Below are 17,323 nucleotides of genomic sequence, written 5' to 3'. Positions count from 1 at the left end.
ACATATGTTATATATATTCTATATTTGGGCGTATAAAGAACATATGTTCTTTATACTATTGTTACCCATAATTAAAAAATGAACAAACTACTTTTCATAATCCTACTGCTATTTTTAAATTTTTCTTGTTCTGACAATAAAAAAAATGTTGAATTAAAAGAGGAAAACAACTTTTTAAAAACTCAACTAACGGAAATCAAGAAAAAGAATACTGAATTGATTAAACAAATTTCTGTTCTTAAAACATTAGGCACAAAGAATAAAGACAATCAAATAATTGAATTATTAGACTCTAAAATTATAAAAATACTCGATAAAAGATATTCAGAGGACACATTAGATTTGGCAAAATACGGAAATGAGTATATTTTCAAAAGAGATGTTGAATTAACTAAGCTTGACAATAAATTATTTGCCGAAACTTTTGGGAATATTCGTGAAAGATTAGATTTATTAAATTATTCAACATTCAGTATTTGTGATGGCAAATCATTACCTCTTGAAATGTGTAATTGTACTGTTTCAATTTACATTGTTGTTGGACCAGAAAACCTTGGAGAAGATTATGAGTTATTTCGAATAGGTTTTTTCTATAACGTGGATTTAATTTCATTGCAAAGAATTGAAAAAGATGACTATGAATATGATATTGAATTGACTTTTGAACACGGAAAATATCCGAGGAAAACAGAGAAAATGAACTTAACAAAAATGAAATTAGAAAAATAACTATGGGTAACATTACCTATAATTAATGCGGGTTTGTTGCTTAAGATATAGAGTTCGCTTATCCGCCGACACCGCCAAATCTTTTGATTTGGCTTTAGAACAAAAAAGATAAAACAAAATAAAAAGTTTTGGCTAAGTGCTTAATCAGAAATTAATTACTTTTAACTCCCGCACTAACCATAGCTGTGGCGTTACCATTCATTTTGACCCAAAAAGCAAATAACCTATGAAAATAAAAATTCTTCTAATCCTTTCAATAATATTAACACTTCAGGTAAAAGCACAAAATAAAAATACTATTACTGGAAATATAATTGACAAAAACACAAAAGAGGCTTTGCAAAATGCTACAATTATATATCAAAATAAATCAATCGGAACAACTTCTGATATAAATGGACGTTTTACACTCACTTTAAGCGGTGCTCATGAATCAGATAGTATATTCATTTCATATATGGGTTATGAAACTATTAGAACAACTATCTCAAAATGTACGAAAACAAAAACACACGAATTAAATCCATTTATCAATGAATTAATTGAGGTTACAATTACATCAAAGAAGTTGAATCTAAAAAAGTTCATTAAAGAAGTAATTACGGATTATAATAAAAATAAAAGAAAAAAGGCACATATAGGAATTGCTCACTATAGAGAAAAAGCAAAAGAGAACAATCAATATATTATGTTTATGGAAAGTATTGGGTATTCGGTGTTTGCAGAGACACCAGCAAATGCAGCACTGCTTTCAAACCACAATTTTTTCTGTGAAAATACCAAAAGCCATGTGGTTAACCCTAAATGGACAAAATATAAAAGAGCAACTTATTATAATGTTCAAAAGGTTTCTCCTGGAGGAGGAGCAAATTTGAATATGTTCCGTTATTTAGAGTTAAGAGGTTTACTTTCTAACAAGCATTATAAAAAGTATAATTATAAAAAAGATTCTACTTATTATATTCAAAATAACTCAGTTTATCGAATTCGTTTCGATGGGAATAATGCAAAAGGAGTGATTCATGTTTATGCTGACACTAAACAGATATTGAAAATTGAGTGTTCAACAACAAAATATTGGAGTACTGCTTTTCATAAAAGAATTGATGCACAGATCAATATCCAGTTCAACTATTTTGAAAAAGTGCCATTCCTTTCAAAAATCACAGCGAACTATCAACATGAAAACTTAGAATATCAAAATAATCTCGAAATTTTGGTTCAAAAATTCAACAATTTTGATTTAAGTAAAGAAGAATATTGGAGTATGAATGGTTACGACCATAATCCATATATTGAATACATCCCAAAAGATTGGAAAACTACAATTAAGATTGATAAGGATTATGACAAAATTGTAGCAGACTTAGAGTCAAACCCATCATCTTTGGAAAAACATTTTGAGAATTCCTCTGGTCGATGGTTCTTCCCAAATGAGGAAACAAACAAATTGGCTGTGTCAAAAATCAAACAATTAAAACAAAACTTTTAAAATTTAAAAAACGAAATGGTAACAACGTGTAAAAATAATTGCTTGGTTCTTACCTACTTGGAAAATCCTACGGATTTTCCTTTGGTTCGTTCCATTTTTGTTAAGTTAGTTGCTTAATCACGCAACTATCCTTACACCAACCGTTGTAGCACATATGGATAACCGTTTCAAATACTATCTTTAGTTTTAATTATAAATTTCTGCTTAGAAAATATAAATGTCTTCAAGCATAAACTAATTCTTTATAACCTTTTTTGTTACACTTCCTTTATCTGATAAAATATTTAAGAAATACATTCCCTTTGGAAACTGGTTTAAATCTATCTCTTTAGTAGACACTCTATCATTTAATAATAATTTTCCAGTTATTGAATAAATAGAAACTCCATCAACATTAACTCCTTTTTTTGAAGATATATAAATTTTATCATTTGTTGGATTTGGATAAATATTAAAATAATGTTGTGGTTTACTTTCACTTACACTAAGTGAATTATTTACAATTTCTGTACTAACTATATTTGTTATAATTGGCAAGTTAAAATCAAAGTAAATATTAGCCTTTCCTGTAACTACATCACCAATTTGCGCATCAGATTTCGGCTTAATTTTAAAAGCTACAAAACCATGACTATTAGGCTCATCGTCTTGTTCTGCTGGTAATAAAATGTTATCAAATATAAAATCTACTAAATTTTCTTCTGTTATTTGAGTAATATAGGGATGACTTGACGCTACAGGCAAAAAAGTATCCCAATCTAATTTATTTTCCAACACATCTCTGACTCTAACGTTGATCGCACTAGCTGTACCAGTATTTTGAAAACGTACTAAGTAGTGAAGATATTCGTCAACTTCTTCTAATGTAATTTCATTTCCTTGTAATACGGTTTTATCATTAGGGTCAAAAGAATTTATGACAGTTTGTTCTGTTTCGGAAATGTTGTTCTCTAGATTTATATCTATATCATTACTTGTAATCATTGCAGTTAAGGGTAAAATCTCTCCACCATTCACAATAGGTGGTTCAAAAGTCTTTAAGATTATCCCTATATTCCTTTTTTCAAAAGGTTGCAAATCAATATAATTAAAAATTAAGGTATTAGCTGTCTGAGATTCTAAATTCTCAGAAGAACTAACATATGATTGCAAACTATTTTCAAATTGCATATTAATACTACCGTTAGAAACTGTACTACCAATATTTTCATAAACTAATTGATAACTAGTCTCAAACCCTGGTCTAGCATGCCATGTAGGAATCAACATAATTGTTACATCATTCACCAATTCATTTGCAGAGACACAAAAGTCAACTCCTTCAACCTGATTAAGCCCTGCAAAAACAACTTCTTGGTTGATTGGATTGCCTGCAAAAAGTGTATTTTCAGTATATATATTATAAGTACCTTCTCTTAATGAAAGATTAAAATCACCATTATTTTTTGAATAAGTTATAGTTCGTTCACCTTCATTCTCTGCAATTACTTTAAAATTTTTAGCTGCTATAGCTAAATCATTACAGTCGTTTTGACCAACATCAAATAAGGTAGACCCTTGTACAGAATTAAAATTTAAATCATACACTCTGGTTTGCCCATGCCCAGAATCACCACCATTCCATGCCCCTATTGCCACTCTACTTCCATCGGCAGATAACGAAACTCCATCTCCTGAATAATCTGAAGCACTTGAGCCATCAATATCTACACCTAATTGCGTCCAATGTGCGCCATTCTCACCATCACTTTCAACAAATTTAAAAATTCGAACACTCCCAGCGCTATTCCCTGCATCTCCATTTGGAGGATCTCCGATAGCCACAATTGATCCATCATATGAAATAGAAACATGGGCTTCTGAAGTTTTCCAAAAATATTCAGCCTTTATGGATTCTCCCATATAATTCCATTGTACTCCATTAAATTCAAGAACATTAATATTTGTGATCCCTGTACTATAATTACCAATTACTATACGATTTCCATTACCTGATAATTCAATTGAATCCCCAAAAGACCTGTCTCCATCGATGAATCCACCAACCAAAACCCAATTACTCCCATTATATTCTAATACTTGGACATCACTACCGCTACTGCCTTTGTACCCATTAATTGCAATTCTATTGCCGTCTGATGACAATGAAATATCTTTTCCTATCCAATAATTACCATTAAAACTATCAATATCCTGTCCTAATTTAACCCATACCTCCTCTATATATTCAAAAACTCTAACATGACCAGCACCATTTCCATTACCATCATTATAAGGAGCCCCAATAGCCACTCGGTTGCCAGTTGCAGAAAGAGAAACTGACCAACCAGAAGTATCTCCTTCGGCTTCTCCAATAATATCACCCCCTTGTTGAACCCATTCATCATTAATATACTTAAATATGCGCACACGACCAGCATCTAAAAAATCTTTTTTTACAGCACTTACAGCAATGATATTTCCATCTTCCGATATTGACACAGAAGTTCCAAAATAATCTAATGGGACTTTACCATCTATGTCCAACCCCACCTGTACCCAAACTCCAGAAACATATTCAAAAACTCTTACATGACCAGCACCATTTCCTTTACCATTATTAAAATGAGACCCTATCACCAATCTTTTACCGTTGGCAGATAAGGCAAGTGCTCTACTAGAATTATCACCTGAAGCTTCTCCGAAAATATCTTGACCTAATTGAATTTGTGCATTAGTAATTAAACTTAAAAATAAAAGAAAAAAAGAAAGTATTAGTTTTTTCATAGCTTAAATAATTTATCTTATTTAAACAAAGTAACTGAAAAAAATATCGTTAATAAAAGGTTCTTTACTATTTATTAAAGTGATTACCTTACAACCAAAATATTTATCATTTAACAGGAAACTAGATTGATTATCTACTTTTATATGATTAGCTATCTACTTGAACTCTCCATCTCTAAACTAATATTCTCTTGAAGTATTAAGTATATTTACGAACCTTACTAACTGTCTATTTTAGTTTCTTCTTTCGAATTTTTCCTTTTATAGGTTCTCTAAATTATATGCTTTTTTTATTCTGATTCTCAATATAATACTTGACCCCTTTTAAGCAGAAAAACTAAATAAATAAAATACGTGCTACAACAAAGTATATAATTTATTGCTAGTTCTAGCCCACTTACGAAAATCCTGCACTCTATTTTCTATTCGGTTTTTATTTGCTAAATTAGTTACTTAAACACGCAACAAACCATATACCAAACGTTACCTGCAATACCCCACTCTGCTGCAAAAAAATCAATAACTAAAATTTTCGACCAAAGCAAAGCGCAACTGTTGCGTACGACTGACCTTTAATACGGCAAATCTTAAATCAAAAAACTGACCAAAGCAATACGCAATCAAAACGTGCGACTGACCTCACTCAAACTCTATAACTCGGACTATAACACAACCCAATCAATTCGCAAACCGACCTTAAAAAAAATAAAAGTACTGCAGGTAACAATGTGTAAAAAAAATACTATTTTTATTACCAAATCAAAGGTCAGTGCTTTGTTTGCGAACTTCCGATTTTCCTTCGGAAAATCGCCGTTCACAAACCCGTACTTTCCTTACACGTACCGTTGTAGCTAATTGACAAAAAATGAAAGAACTAGATTTAATTCAAGTTTATGGTGACGGAAAAACTGTTCCTGAAATAGCCTCTGGTACTGATATAATTCTTGTCCAGAATAATACAGTGCAAGTTGGGAAATTAAATCTTGGAGAACAATATGATTTTTATATGGAAATTGACCACCCAAAAAATCAAGGTGACTTAGATATTTTAGCAACAGAAATAATTAAAGAAAAGAAACCAGAATATCTTAAAAGTAAAAACTCAGTTATTGCTATTTGTCCAAAAATCATTTCAGATAAAATAATATGGGAATGACTAGCAAAATAAAACCTTTAAAAGAAATTGAAGATAAATTAGAATTTTGGAAAGGAACAAGATTTCGTCAGTATCAAATGGGACTGAATGTTTCCGAAAAAGAAGATGATTACTATGAATATATGCTTGCTGAAATTCCTGGAGAAAGAGATTTTATGTTACTAACCTGTGTAGAAGGATACGAATCTGGAAGTGCTTTGGCATTAGTTAAAACATCTGAAGATAAGACCAAATTTGTGATTACAGGTAAAGCAATAAAATACTCAATGGGAATTGAAAACACGTATTTAATGGAATCTGAATAAAACTACTGAATGGCATACTCAATTAAAAAACAAGAAATAATAAAATATACACCAGAACACTTGAAAACATTTAAAGTTGACTGTTATGAATGGATCGACAATTTGAATTTCACACTTACCCCATCTGAGTGTCTTTCGAATTATAAAGATTACATTGAAATTGCTGAAAAAATGTTTTTAGATGCTGGTTGGTATGGAGATGGAGAAATTGAATTAATGTGGATTCCTCCTTTTGCTGTAAAAAATGACAAAATTGAACCGAATATTGGATTAACAATTTGGCACGTCAAACAAATAGAAGATGGAATTTCTTGGATTCTTTCTCCTATTGATATTTATGAATAAAACTAGCTACAACATTACCTATAATTAATACGGGTTTTAGTGCTTATTCCTAAGTTCTAGTATTTCTACTAAGTCCGCCAAATCTTTAATTTGGCTTTAGAACTGAAAAGATAAATCAAAATATAAAGTTTTGGCTAAGTGCTTAGTAGGAAATTCATTATTTTTAACTCCCGCACTAACCATAGCTATGAACGTTGTGCTTCATTAAAACCAAAATTCGAAAATGATAGAAAAATCCCAAGTTGAAGAAATTTTAAGAGTTGCTGATTCAGGCTATCTTTTTCATAGAGAAGGACAAGAACTTGAATTTAAAGAACAATTTAATTTTTCATCTCTTGCAGATTATTTTAGAGATTTTGCTGCTTTCTCAAATAACAAAGGTGGATATTTAGTTTTTGGCGTACAAGATTCACCAAGAATTCCGAACGGATTATCAGCAAGTGCATTAGACCAATTTATAAAAATTGACCCTGAAAAAATTACAGGTTATTTACTAAATATATTTTCAGGAAATATTAATTGGGAACAAGCAGAATTTGAGATTGACGGTAAACATTTCGGAGTTTTTAGAATTTATTCGGCAAAGACAAAACCCATAATTGCAAAAAAAGACGAAGGTAAAGAGCAGATTATAAAAAATGGAGAAATCTATTTTCGGTATGGTGGAAGAACACAAAAAATTCAATTTCCCGAATTAGAAGCAATTATTAATAAAAGAGTTGAGCAAAATAACTCTCAATGGCTCGATTTAATGTCTAAAATTGGAAAAGCAGGTCCTGAAAATGCTGCAATTCTCGACACAGAAAAATCAATAATAGAAAAGGAAAATTCAAAGATTTTAGTAGTTGATGAAAAGTTAGCATCTAAACTTAAATTCATAAAAGAAGGAGAGTTTGTAGAGAAAAAAGGAGCAACAACATTAAAATTAGTTGGAGATGTAACACCTATTGACCATATTGAAGTAGTTAAAAAAGTAAAAGAAGATTTAATAAAAAGGTTTCCATTTTCAGCAACTGAATTAGCAAAAGAAGTTAAACGATTAGTTCCAAGTTCAAGTCAAAGTGATGTTTGGAAAGTAATTAGTGAAAATGATTTGAAAAATAATTTTGATTATTCTGCATACAATTTCAGAAATAAACAGAAAGAAGATGATTATAAAAAGACTGGAAACAAACCTGGATGTCCAAGTATTTATAATCAAAACGCAATTGAATTTGTAGCGAATATTGTAAAACAAATAGATAAATAACGAAAGCACAACAACGTATATAAAAAATAGCGGTTTAGGTGCTTTAACAAAAGTTATATAATATAATAAAGGTCAGTATTAAACCGAAAAGTTCGTGCTTAAAAACCCGCTACTTTTCATATACAAGACCGTTACCTGCAAGCTGAAAAGCAGAACTCAAATTAGATGAATGGATAAACTAAAATCATTAGAATTAGAAAAACAGATTAAAGGTCAATCCATAGGTGGATTCAAAGTTTTAAAGTTAATCAACAATGGTAAATCCGCAGCAGTATTTAAAGCTGAAAAAAATGATATTTTTTATGCTCTAAAGATTTTTGATAATGATTTAGTTGAGAGATTTGGACACGAAATTCAAACCAAAAGAATTGAACAAGAAATAGCCTTAAAAAATCATTCTATTCCTAATCTAGTTAGGATTTTCGAAGGAGGCAATACTGATTTAAATGGTCAAAAATATTACTTTCTTGTAATGGAACTGATAAGCGGTTCTAATCTTAAAGATTATATTGTAAGTAACGAATATGGGCAAAATTTCGCAATTAAAGTTTTAGAAAAACTTACTGAAACAACTGAACAGTTGTTGTCTCAAAAGGGAATTGCTCACAGAGACATAAAACCTGAAAACATAATGGTAAGTGAGGAGAATAAAATTATTCTAATGGACTTGGGTGTATTAAAATTAGTTGGTGCTAAATCGTTCAGTGATGAAGAAGAAAAGTCTTTTGTTGGAACTTTAAGATATGCACCACCTGAATTTTTGCTTCGAACAGAAACAGATTCAGAAGAAGGATGGAGAGCTATTAATCTTTATCAAATTGGAGCAACACTTCATGACATAATTATGAAAAAAGAGTTGTTCTATGATAAAACACCATATTCAAATCTTGTTATAGCCATAAAAGAAGATGTCCCTCAAATCTCAAATACTACATTTTCATTTGAATTACTTCAGTTAACTAGAGATATGATGACTAAAGATTGGAAAAAGAGGTTAAACCTTTCATCCACTCAAAGAATCAATCTTGTTATTAATTCAAAATTATCAAAAGAAGATGCTTTTGAAGAAAGCATAGAAGAAATTTTAAAAATGAGAATTGGTCACCAAGCCAATTTTGATGAAATAGAGAAATTACAAAGAACGAAATCTGAATTATTAAAAAAACGAAAGGATTTTGCCATAAAATTATTCCAGACATTAGATGAATGTGTTTTAGAAATAAAAGAAAAAGGAGTTTTTACTGATTTCAAAAAATCTAAACATTTTCGTTTTTCCAATGATAGAAATGGTGAAAAACAAATTCAAAACTATCTTTATGAATTTCACGGAGATTTAAAAATGGGATTTCCTTCTAATTTATACTTGTTCTTTAGAATCATAAACACCGAGGATTATTATACAGAAATTGAGACTTTTTCTACTTTCCCTTCTGTTTTTGCGAAAGCAAATGTTAATAATCCCGAAAGCTTATTCAGAGAATTAGATAAGACTTCAAGACAATTAAAAAATATGATTAATAGGGTTGGTCCACCTGCGATTAATTATAATTTTAAAACTATCAATATTTTCAAAGGTATTGCTGAAATAGATTCTTCTCTCAAAAATCAATTGAAAATTCAGATAGTGAAACTAATTATGAAATCTTTAAAAGCTGTTGAGAAAAAAGTTGAAAATAAAATCGAAGAACAAAAAAGAATGGTAGAATCCAAAAGGTCAGTTAATTTCAACGTATCAACATCAGGTGGAAATAATATAGTAATAGATAGTTTATGAAAGCCAACAGGTAACACTGTGTATAATTAATTGCTTGGTAATAGCCTACGTGGAAATTCCTTCGGAATTTCCTCTGGTTCGTTCCATTTTTGCTAAATTAGTTGCTTAACCACGCAGCTAACCATACACAACAACGTTAGCAACTATTAGAGTCAAACAAACTACTTCAATAATTGAATAATATTTGATTTATAAGTTTTCCCAATAGGAATAATATATTCAGAAATAAAAATTCGATTACCTTCAATACTCTTTATGTGCTTTTTTGATACTGCAAACGATTTGTGGACTTGTATAAAATCTAAATCGCTAAATAATTCTAAAGCGTCTGAAAATTTTTCTCTAACTGTAATTATTTCATCAGTTGTAATCACTTTTGTGTAATTTCCTGCAGCTTCAACATATTGAATAGTATCAATTGTTACTTGAATATACTTCTTACTACTTCTAAGAAAAATACTATCAGAAACTGACACTTTTTTTTCTAAAATGGAATGTGTTGTTTTGCTTGTTGAACTTACGGTTTTATTAATCGCTTTTAAAAAACGTTCAAAAGAAAATGGTTTTAATAAATAATCTGAAATATTAAGCTCATAACCTTCAATCGCAAATTCTTTATATGCAGTTGTTACTATTACTTTTGGAGGTAAAGACAATGTTTTTAAAAATTCAAAACCTTTTAGTTTTGGCATATTTAAATCTAAAAAAATTAAATCAACTGCATTTTCATTCAAATATTCAATAGCTTCTAAAGCATTATAGCAATTCTTCATTAACTGCATATTTGGCAATAAATCACAGTAGCCTTTTACTATATCATGAGCTATATACTCGTCATCAATAATTAAATATTTAATCATAACTGCAATGTTAATTGTGCTTTATATACATTTTCTATTGTAGAAAAGGTTAAGGTATGTTTTTGGGGATACACCAATTCTAATCTTCTTTTTAAATTTTTCAATCCAATTCCGTTGTTTTCTTTTGGTTGTGAAATATCGAAATTATTCTCTATTTCAAAAAACACCTCATTTTTCTTTGTCTTCATTTTAAGATGAATATAAGCATCTTCATGTAAATTCTCTAAACCGTGTTTAAAGGCATTTTCTAATAGAATAATATAAAGTAATGGCATTACATTGTATTCGTCTTCAATTTGAACTTCAAACTGTATATCAATTTCTTTGTGATAGCGCATTTTATGAAGCTCAATATAATTGTTTAAATAATCAACTTCTTCTTTCAAAGTAACGAAATCTCGTTCGCCTTCGTAAATGCTATATCGCATCGTTTCTGATAGTTTTAATATCAATTTTTGTGCTTTTTTTACATCAGTTCCAACCAATCCATATAAGTTGTTCAATGTATTAAAAAAGAAATGTGGATTCACTTGGCTTTTTAAATGCAGTAATTCTGTTTTTGCTTTTTCATTTTTTAATTTGATTAATGAAATGATTTGTTTTATAAACCAAGAAACGCCAAGAATAATTATAAATAAGTAGTACAAAAGAAAAAGTGTACTAATTGAGGTTGGATAACCTTCTAAAAAAATAACCGATTCTTTTTCTGTAGTAATTAATTCAAAAGCAGTTATTAGTATTGGAATAAGTGCAGTTATACTCGCAATTACAACAATTATAATCCATTTTTTTCTATTTATATTGAATATCATTTGGTAAAAGTAAGTTGATAAAACATACTATCAAAAAAGGTTGACAAACAACCTTTTAAGCGTGTTCAAATTAGTTAAAAGTGTTACAAAATCACTTTAAACACAGAAACAATTTTTGTGTCACTCGTAAGAATCAGTTTATCCCAGTTATTTTAATTACCTAAAGTTAGAAATTAGTTTTGCTTAAAAATAATTCAAAAAATAACAGAAATGAAAAAACGAATATTAAGATACTTAAAACATATTTTATCAACCATCCTAGTATTAGGATGTTTAGCAATTGCATTTGGTCTTTATCATGGTGCTTCTTTACATTATGCAGATCATCCTTTAATGTATAACATAGATAATGAAGGTCCTTATGTTTTCTATAAAAATGACAGCATTTTAAATATAAATTATGTAAAAGGGAATAAAGCTGATGGATTTTATGTGGATAAAAAGGAATACGCTATTAATTCAGAAGTTTCAATATCTAGTTATTTTCAAATTGATTCCACAAGTTTTAATTTTAAAATCAAATCAGATTTTAAGATTCCAAAAACGACTTATAATGACGGGAATCCTATTGTTGCAATTTCTGATATTGAAGGTGGTTATAAAGCATTTAGAGATTTTCTAATCAATACCAACGTAATTGATGCTGATTTAAATTGGACATTTGGGAAAGGACATTTAGTATTGGTTGGCGATTTTGTAGATCGCGGTTGGTCTGTTACACAAGTACTGTGGTTTATATACAAACTGGAACAAGAAGCAGAAAAACATGGTGGTTTTGTTCATTTTATTATTGGAAATCACGAACTGAAAAACATGCAAGGAAATTATAGAGCATCAGCAGAAAAGTATCTTGGTGTAAGCAACATTTTAGGAAAATTGCAAAGCGAATTGTATAATTCAAATTCATTTTTAGGAAAATGGTTGTCGAGTAAAAATTCAATAGAAAAAATTAATGGAAACCTTTTTGCTCACGGAGGATTACATCCTGAAATTGCAGCTACAAAATTAAGTTTGAATGAAATTAATCAACTAATACGAAATAATTACTACACGCCTTATTATCCAAAAACAGAAAAGACAACTGAAAGTTTATTGACATCAACCAAAACTGGAATTTGTTGGTATAGAGGATATTTTAAAGAGGACTTATCTCAAGAAGAGGTAGAAAAAGGGTTGAATAAATTCAAGGCTAAATCTATTGTTGTTGGTCATACACTTCAATCAAAAGTGAACAGACAATACAATGGAAAAGTTATAGCAATTGACGTTCATCACCCAAAAGACTATCACAAAAACTGGCCAAGTGGAAAATCTGAAGGCTTGCTAATTGAAAACGATAAATACTATCGTGTGATTGCTGATGGAAAGAAAGACGAAATGTAACAGTTGCTAACAACGTGTCCTAATCAATTGCTAGTGCTTGCCGACTTGGAAATTCCTTCGGAATTTCCTCTGGTTCGTTCCATTTTTGCTAACTTAGTTCTAGCCAACGCAACTAACCATACACGAACTCGTTGTAAGTAATTTTGAACAACTGAATGTCATTAAATGAATTTTGAAAATCAAATTATCTTCTTTTTAAGTGCATTAGGAGCATTTAATGGCCTTTTATTAAGCATATATTTTGCTTACTCAACAAAGTATAAGAAATTTACAAACTATTTTTTATCATTACTGTTATTTGTTTTAAGTATAAGAATTATCAAATCTGTTTTTTTTTACTTTAATCAAAAACTATCAGTAACTTTTATTCAAATTGGCCTTTCTGCTTGTGTTTTAATAGGTCCAGCATTGTACCTGTACATTGTATCTACATTAAAAGAAACAACACCTAAAAGATGGCTGATTCATATTGTTCCATTAGTATTCTTATTAATTATATTAGGAATAATTTATCCATATTGGTCATATAAAGAACTATGGTCAAGATTCATTATAAAAGGGATCTATTTACAATGGTTAATCTATATTATTATAACTGGTTTTCAACTAAAACACATTCTAAAAAAAGTATTCTCGAAAACTAAAAAGCTCAATGAAATTGAGGTTTGGTTGTTGAGTATTTTTACAGGAGTATCAATTATTTGGTTTTCTTATAATATTGGTTCTTATACATCTTATATTGTTGGAGCATTATCATTTTCATTTGTTTTTTATCTTTTAGTTTTATTATGGTTGTTTAAAAGGAATAAAAATACCTTATTTTTTGATGAAAAAGTAAAATACGGGAATAAAAAAATTGATAGAGAAGAAGTAAAATCAATTATAGAAAAATTAACTATCATCAAGGATAAAAAGCTCTTCAAAAATCCCAATTTAAAATTGTCAGATGTTGCTAAACAACTAAATATTCCACCTCATCAATTATCGCAACTTCTGAATGATAATTTAGGGAAATCATTTTCGTTATTTATAAACGAACTTCGAATTGAAGAAGCAAAACAGTTGCTAATTTCAAGTGATGTATACACCATTGAAACTATTGGCTATGATTGTGGTTTTAACTCTAAATCTACTTTTTTTACAACTTTCAAAAAGATAACAGAAACTACACCAGCTAAATACAAAAAAGAAAAGAGCCAAAAAGGAGACAATTAAAAGTATTTATTTACAATTAGTAGTTCGGATTTATAATATAAAACCTTTGCTAACAAGAATGATTGCATATTGTGGTAAATTAAAACCGTATGCGAAGAATAATATTTTTTTTATTAATCATTTCTATCTTAATAGGATGTAAAACCTCCCCGAAAAAGCACGATAAAATACTTTTCATAGTATCTAATCAACATACTTACGGAAGTACAAATTTAAATACAGCTAATCATTTTTCCGAAATTGTTTTGGCTTATGATGTATTTAAAAAAAGAGGTTACAAAATAGATTTTGTAAGCCCTAAAGGAGGTGCTATTCCTATTGGTTATCTAAAAACATCCGACAGCATTCAGAAAAAGTATCTATACGATACTGATTTTATGAATTTACTTAAAAACACACTTCATCCTAAAGTTATTAATCCCGTAGATTATAAAGTCGTTTATTATAGTGGTGGTGGTGCCGCAATGTTTGGCGTTCCTGAAAATAAAGAAATTCAACATATTTCAAAAACTATTTATGAAAACAAAGGAGTTGTATCAGCAATTTGCCATGGTACAGCAGGAATAGTAAATTTGAAATTATCAAACGGAAAGTTTTTATATGAAGGAAAACAAGTAAACGGTTTTCCTGATGTCTTCGAAAATAAAACAGCTTCTTACTATAAAACGTTTCCTTTTTCTATAGAAGAAGTAATAAAAAATAATGGCGGAAAATTTATTTATTCTAAAGAAGGGTGGGACAATCACTATGTTGTTGATGGAAGGTTGGTCACTGGTCAAGATCCTTCAGCCTCAACATCTGTAGCACAAAAAGTGTTAGAATTACTGGAAAAATAAATTAATATAAATAAACTAAAATATTTAAAATATGAAAACAACAATCATAACATTATTACTTTGCATCAGTGTTTCAATAAATGCTTTTGCTCAAGAAACTGATTATAACCTCGTAGAAAAAACTGTTTCCTATTATTTAGATGGTGGTACAAATAACGATTTTGAAACTTTAAAAAAAGCATTCCATAAAGATGCTACAATGAAATTTATTTCAAAAGGAGTATATAAAGAAGTAAATGCGTTGGCTTTTTTTAAAAGAGTTATAAAGCCTGGTCCTAAACAAAATAGAAAAACACAAATTTCTTACATTAATGTTTCTGGAAATACAGCTAATGCAAAACTAGAAATAGAATACCCCACATTTACGTTTATTGATTATATGAATCTATTAAAAATAGATGGAGAATGGAAAATAGTCAGTAAAATATATTATAAAAAACCAAAAACATCAAATAGTCAAACTGACATTGAAAAAGAAAAACATATTAAGCAGATTATAGAAAACACCAAAAACTTTTCTGAATACGTAAATACGTCCAATTATAAAATGATTGGAGAGTCTTATACAGATGATGCAAAAATATTCCCTCAAAGAGGTGAAATATTAGAAGGGAAAGAAGCAATATTAAAATATTGGACACTTCCAAAAGGTATAAAAACGATAAACCATAAAATAACACAACATAAAATTAGAATTGTTGAAAATACAGCGTATGATTATGGTCTATATCAAGGAACTACCGTAAAAGAGAATGGAGAGCAAAGTAATTGGAGCGGTAAGTACGTTATTGTTTGGAAAAAAGAAGGGGAGAATTGGAAAATGTATCTTGATATTTGGAATAACATCAATTAATGAATTCAAAAAATAAGAATATAAAACAATGAAAATCAAATTTTTAGTTCCTTTTGTATTATATCTAATGATAATTACATCTTGTTCAAAAAATATGGCTACAAAAAAGCCTAAACAATTTAACAAAAAAATAGATGATTATGTATCGACACTTATCAAAGCAGATGAAATTCCTGGGCTAGCTATTGCAGTTATTCAAAATGGAGAGATTATTCACAGAAAAAATTACGGATTAGCGAATCTAGCTCATAGCATTCCTGTAACAGATAGCACATTATTTCGGGTTTACTCTACTTCTAAAATTGTTACTTCTGTCGCAATTTTTCAGTTAATAGAAATTGGTAAACTCACTTTGGACGACCCAATTTCAAAATATATAGATAATCTTCCTCAATTATGGAAAGACATAGAAATTGAGCATTTATTAACGCATTCATCTGGACTACCAGATTATAAAAATTTTGATAGTGAATCGTCTAATCAATTGCTTATTTCAAAAATGGCTAAAGAACCGCTACATTTTAAAAAAGGATATCGACACGAGTACAATCAAACAAATTTTTGGTTTCTTAAATTAATCATCGAAAAAGTTACAAGCCAAAAATTTGAGAATTTTATTAAAGAAAATCAATTTAATGAAGATAGTCATCAAGTAATTTATGCTTCCAATAGTTTAGTTGTTATACCTAATCGAGTATCAAAATATCAATTCAATAAAGAATACAATGCTTATGAAACAAGTACATTCAACGCTGGATCTAGGTCCATTGCTGGTAATGGTTTAAATATAAATTTAAACACATTGCTAAAATGGAATAATAAATTAGATCAAAATCAATTAGTCAATCAAGAAACGAAACGTCAAATGATGACACCATATGTGTTTAATAATCATAATATTCCTTTTGGATATAGTTGGGGAATTTATGGGCCAGAAGACAAACAGTATTTTGGATTTGCAGGTGGTGGAGTAAGTGCTTTAATGAAGTTTATGGACAAGGATTTGACCATAATTATTTTGTCAAACGGATTTAGAAATAGCCCAGTCATTGGTAATGCTATTACTTATATTTCTGGCTTATCAGATACTACTCTAATTAGAAAGGACAGAATGCTCAATGAAGATATTAGACTAGCTTTTATGTTAAATAACTATAATGATGCATTAAAGATATATAAGCAGAAAAAAAGTGAAAATAAAAAAATAAGTTTTGAAAGAGCACTAAATGAAACAGGTTATTATTATTTGTCAAATAATCAGTTAGATAATGCAATATCAATATTTAGATTACTTACCGAAGAACATTCAAACTCATCAAATGCATTTGATAGTCTTGCTGAAGCTTATTTTGTTAAGAAACAATATGATTTAGCTAAACAGAATTATAAAAAATCTTTAGACTTGAACCCTGAAAATGATAATGCAAAAATAATGTTAACTGAAATTGAGAAACTAAACTAATGCTAACAACGTGTCCTATAGTCAATTGCTGGTTCTGTGTGTGCTCGGAAAATCTTACGAATTTTCCTCTGGTTTGTTTTCTTTTG

The 17,323-nt window shown here is 29.3% G+C and carries 15 protein-coding genes; 12 read left to right on the top strand and 3 right to left on the bottom strand.

What is annotated here, in order from left to right:
* Positions 1–78: 78 nt before the first annotated feature.
* On the top strand, positions 79–729 hold the full coding sequence (locus Q4Q47_RS20395) for a hypothetical protein (protein WP_303308580.1): 651 nt from the start codon (positions 79–81) through the stop codon (positions 727–729).
* Positions 730–955: 226 nt separating this feature from the next.
* The gene (locus Q4Q47_RS20390; protein ID WP_303308579.1) at positions 956–2,221 is read left to right on the top strand and encodes a carboxypeptidase-like regulatory domain-containing protein; all 1,266 of its coding nucleotides are present in this window, start codon (positions 956–958) and stop codon (positions 2,219–2,221) included.
* 234 nt (positions 2,222–2,455) lie between these two features.
* Here the strand turns inward: Q4Q47_RS20390 and Q4Q47_RS20385 are convergent, their stop codons facing one another.
* Positions 2,456–4,987: a T9SS type A sorting domain-containing protein gene (locus tag Q4Q47_RS20385; RefSeq protein WP_303308578.1), complete on the bottom strand. Its 2,532-nt coding sequence runs from the start codon at positions 4,985–4,987 to the stop codon at positions 2,456–2,458.
* Between the two features lie 865 nt (positions 4,988–5,852).
* Between Q4Q47_RS20385 and Q4Q47_RS20380 the strand changes: the two genes are divergently transcribed.
* From Q4Q47_RS20380 to Q4Q47_RS20360, 5 genes are all read left to right on the top strand, one after another.
* Positions 5,853–6,143, top strand: a complete 291-nt coding sequence (locus tag Q4Q47_RS20380) for a hypothetical protein (RefSeq protein ID WP_303308577.1) — start codon at positions 5,853–5,855, stop codon at positions 6,141–6,143.
* Positions 6,140–6,448, top strand: a complete 309-nt coding sequence (locus Q4Q47_RS20375) for a hypothetical protein (RefSeq protein WP_303308576.1) — start codon at positions 6,140–6,142, stop codon at positions 6,446–6,448. The genes Q4Q47_RS20380 and Q4Q47_RS20375 overlap by 4 nt, the downstream gene beginning before the upstream one ends.
* A 9-nt stretch (positions 6,449–6,457) precedes the next feature.
* Positions 6,458–6,793, top strand: a complete 336-nt coding sequence (locus tag Q4Q47_RS20370; protein WP_303308575.1) for a hypothetical protein — start codon at positions 6,458–6,460, stop codon at positions 6,791–6,793.
* 223 nt (positions 6,794–7,016) lie between these two features.
* Positions 7,017–8,042, top strand: coding sequence for an ATP-binding protein (locus tag Q4Q47_RS20365; protein WP_303308574.1), 1,026 nt, complete (start codon positions 7,017–7,019; stop codon positions 8,040–8,042).
* A gap of 169 nt (positions 8,043–8,211) precedes the next feature.
* Positions 8,212–9,816 carry a protein kinase domain-containing protein gene (locus Q4Q47_RS20360; RefSeq protein WP_303308573.1) on the top strand — a complete coding sequence of 535 codons (1,605 nt, stop codon included), beginning with the start codon at positions 8,212–8,214 and terminating at the stop codon, positions 9,814–9,816.
* A gap of 161 nt (positions 9,817–9,977) precedes the next feature.
* On the opposite strand, the gene Q4Q47_RS20355 is transcribed toward Q4Q47_RS20360, so the two are convergent.
* Both Q4Q47_RS20355 and Q4Q47_RS20350 read right to left on the bottom strand, forming a co-directional pair.
* Entirely contained in the window at positions 9,978–10,676 is a 699-nt protein-coding gene (locus tag Q4Q47_RS20355; protein WP_303308572.1) for a LytR/AlgR family response regulator transcription factor, read from the bottom strand.
* A complete protein-coding gene (locus tag Q4Q47_RS20350; RefSeq protein ID WP_303308571.1) occupies positions 10,673–11,488 on the bottom strand; it encodes a sensor histidine kinase in 816 nt (271 codons plus the stop codon). The genes Q4Q47_RS20355 and Q4Q47_RS20350 overlap by 4 nt, the downstream gene beginning before the upstream one ends.
* A 210-nt stretch (positions 11,489–11,698) precedes the next feature.
* Between Q4Q47_RS20350 and Q4Q47_RS20345 the strand changes: the two genes are divergently transcribed.
* The 5 genes from Q4Q47_RS20345 to Q4Q47_RS20325 all read left to right on the top strand — a co-directional run bounded on the left by Q4Q47_RS20345 (position 11,699) and on the right by Q4Q47_RS20325 (position 17,237).
* On the top strand, positions 11,699–12,871 hold the full coding sequence (locus Q4Q47_RS20345) for a metallophosphoesterase (RefSeq protein ID WP_303308570.1): 1,173 nt from the start codon (positions 11,699–11,701) through the stop codon (positions 12,869–12,871).
* 165 nt (positions 12,872–13,036) lie between these two features.
* A complete protein-coding gene (locus Q4Q47_RS20340) occupies positions 13,037–14,086 on the top strand; it encodes a helix-turn-helix domain-containing protein (protein WP_303308569.1) in 1,050 nt (349 codons plus the stop codon).
* Between the two features lie 89 nt (positions 14,087–14,175).
* Positions 14,176–14,922, top strand: coding sequence for a type 1 glutamine amidotransferase domain-containing protein (locus Q4Q47_RS20335; protein ID WP_303308568.1), 747 nt, complete (start codon positions 14,176–14,178; stop codon positions 14,920–14,922).
* A 31-nt stretch (positions 14,923–14,953) separates the two neighbouring features.
* Complete coding sequence (locus tag Q4Q47_RS20330; RefSeq protein WP_303308567.1) at positions 14,954–15,775, top strand: nuclear transport factor 2 family protein; 822 nt, start codon at positions 14,954–14,956, stop codon at positions 15,773–15,775.
* Between the two features lie 94 nt (positions 15,776–15,869).
* Positions 15,870–17,237, top strand: a complete 1,368-nt coding sequence (locus Q4Q47_RS20325) for a serine hydrolase (RefSeq protein ID WP_303308566.1) — start codon at positions 15,870–15,872, stop codon at positions 17,235–17,237.
* The last annotated feature ends 86 nt before the right edge of the window (positions 17,238–17,323 follow it).

This window comes from Flavivirga spongiicola, from assembly GCF_030540825.1.
Classification (GTDB): domain Bacteria; phylum Bacteroidota; class Bacteroidia; order Flavobacteriales; family Flavobacteriaceae; genus Flavivirga; species Flavivirga spongiicola.
This window is presented reverse-complemented; position numbering and strand designations above follow the sequence as displayed.